Raw genomic sequence first — 1641 nt, 5'->3', positions numbered from 1 at the left:
GGCGCACGCATCCGCAGGTGATCGCCGCGACACCACGTGCTCGGATCGCGACCCCGCGCGTCGTCGAGCGTCGCGAGGCGGCGCGGCCGGTGATGCGCCGGGTCGCCGCGCGGGCCTACACGCCCCGGACGTTTTCAGCGCCGCCCTACCCGTACGCTCCGCTGCCGGTCGGGCGGGTGGTGGGCCCGGGCGATGGCGAGCGCAACCCGATCTTCGCCGAGGGCGACGACCGGATGCGCCGCATCGCGGCGGCGCAGGCCGCCGGCTACCTCGTCGTGCGTTCCCGCTCGGTGCAGTATCCGGATGGGCGGATGGTGCGCAGCTACCGGCCCTACGACGACGATGACGGGCTGGACTAGCGTGCGGGCGCCCTCGTTCGATCACGAGGGCGCCGAGGATCCGCGTACAACCGCGCCGTGCTCGCGCAGTCCTCGAAGCCGGCCGCTGGGCTCAGCGGATGCGGCCGGGGCGGGTCGGCTCGAACACGATGCGGCGGTGGAAGGCGCACCAACTCTTCCCCTCGGCGACCGGAGCGCCGCAGCACATCGCGCGATCGTTCGGCTCGCCGATGATGAACTTGCACACGAAGGCGCCCGACTGCGCGAACGGCACGCGCAACTCGGCGGACGGCTCGGTGATGGTCTCTGCTTCGCCGATCTGGGACATGCGGACGAGTTGGTTCATCGCACTAAAGCTCGCGGAATCTCATGCTGGCGCCGACGGCCGCCCGGCAGGGGGGTGGTGAGAGAACGCCGCACCGTATCGAGCGATCCCGCAACGCACGATGCTCCGTGCCTTCGAGACGTTCGGTCCATACGGGTCCGGCGAAAATGCCGGCGCGACAGTGTCATGGTGTTGTTATAACTGGTCTTGTTCTCCGCGGAAACAAGACCGCCCCGCGCATCTTGCAACCGCGCACAGCCTTCAGGGTCTGACGCGGACGTAAGCCGGCGGCACCGGCGCGACACGATGTCTTGCCCTGCAGCATGGAGCATCGGCACGGGATCCGCGACGGTTGCGGCGGATCGGCGACGCCCGGGCCGGCTTCCCGACGAAGCCCGCCCTCGCGACCGCGCACCGTTCGGCGGGGCGTGCATCCGTCTCCACCCTGTGATTGAGTGGCGCCGACATCGCCCGCAACGACTTCCCGGACGCATCATGGCCGACACCGCGCTCGTCTCGACCGAATGGCTGCACCAGCGCCTGGATGCGCCCGACATCGTGGTGCTCGACGCCTCCTGGTACCTGCCCGCCGCCGGGCGCGACCCGGAGGCGGAGTATCGCGCCGCCCACATTCCGGGCGCGGTCCGCTTCGACATCGACGCGATGAGCGACACCGAATCCGGCCTGCCGCACATGATGCCGCGCCCGGAGGTGTTCGCCTCGCGGATGCGGGCGCTCGGCATCGGCGACGGGCTGCACATCGTCGTCTACGATGGGCACGGCCTGTTCTCGGCGCCGCGCGTGTGGTGGATGCTGCGCACCTTCGGCGTCCGCGACGTCTGCGTGCTCGACGGCGGCCTGCCGGCCTGGGTCGCGGCCGGCTACCCGACCGAGGAGGGCGAGCCGCGGGTCCGCGACCGGCGCCATTTCACCGCCCGGCTCGACCACGGCGCCGTCGCCGACGCGGCCGACGTCGCC

The 1641-nt window shown here is 71.4% G+C and carries 2 protein-coding genes and 1 pseudogene; 2 read left to right on the top strand and 1 reads right to left on the bottom strand.

Features of this window, described 5'->3' with window-relative positions:
• A pseudogene (locus FV223_RS30930) lies at positions 1 to 359 on the top strand (hypothetical protein); the annotation flags it as partial.
• A gap of 91 nt (positions 360 to 450) precedes the next feature.
• On the opposite strand, the gene FV223_RS27085 reads toward FV223_RS30930, so the two are convergent.
• A complete protein-coding gene (locus tag FV223_RS27085; RefSeq protein ID WP_147729797.1) occupies positions 451 to 684 on the bottom strand; it encodes a hypothetical protein in 234 nt (77 codons plus the stop codon).
• Positions 685 to 1158: 474 nt separating this feature from the next.
• Here FV223_RS27085 and FV223_RS27080 point away from each other — a divergent pair.
• The coding region (locus FV223_RS27080) for a rhodanese-like domain-containing protein (RefSeq protein WP_281407477.1) at positions 1159 to 1641 on the top strand (483 nt) is incomplete at its 3' end.

Source organism: Methylobacterium sp. WL116 (assembly GCF_008039455.1).
Taxonomy (GTDB): Bacteria; Pseudomonadota; Alphaproteobacteria; order Rhizobiales; family Beijerinckiaceae; genus Methylobacterium.
Note: the sequence above shows the minus strand (reverse complement) of the source record. Positions and strands in the feature narration are given on the sequence as shown.

What these genes read in the sequence shown, in the direction of transcription:
- FV223_RS27085 (WP_147729797.1), bottom strand. Translation starts at nt 684, where the DNA reads ATGAACCAACTCGTCCGCATGTCCCAGATCGGCGAAGCAGAGACCATC.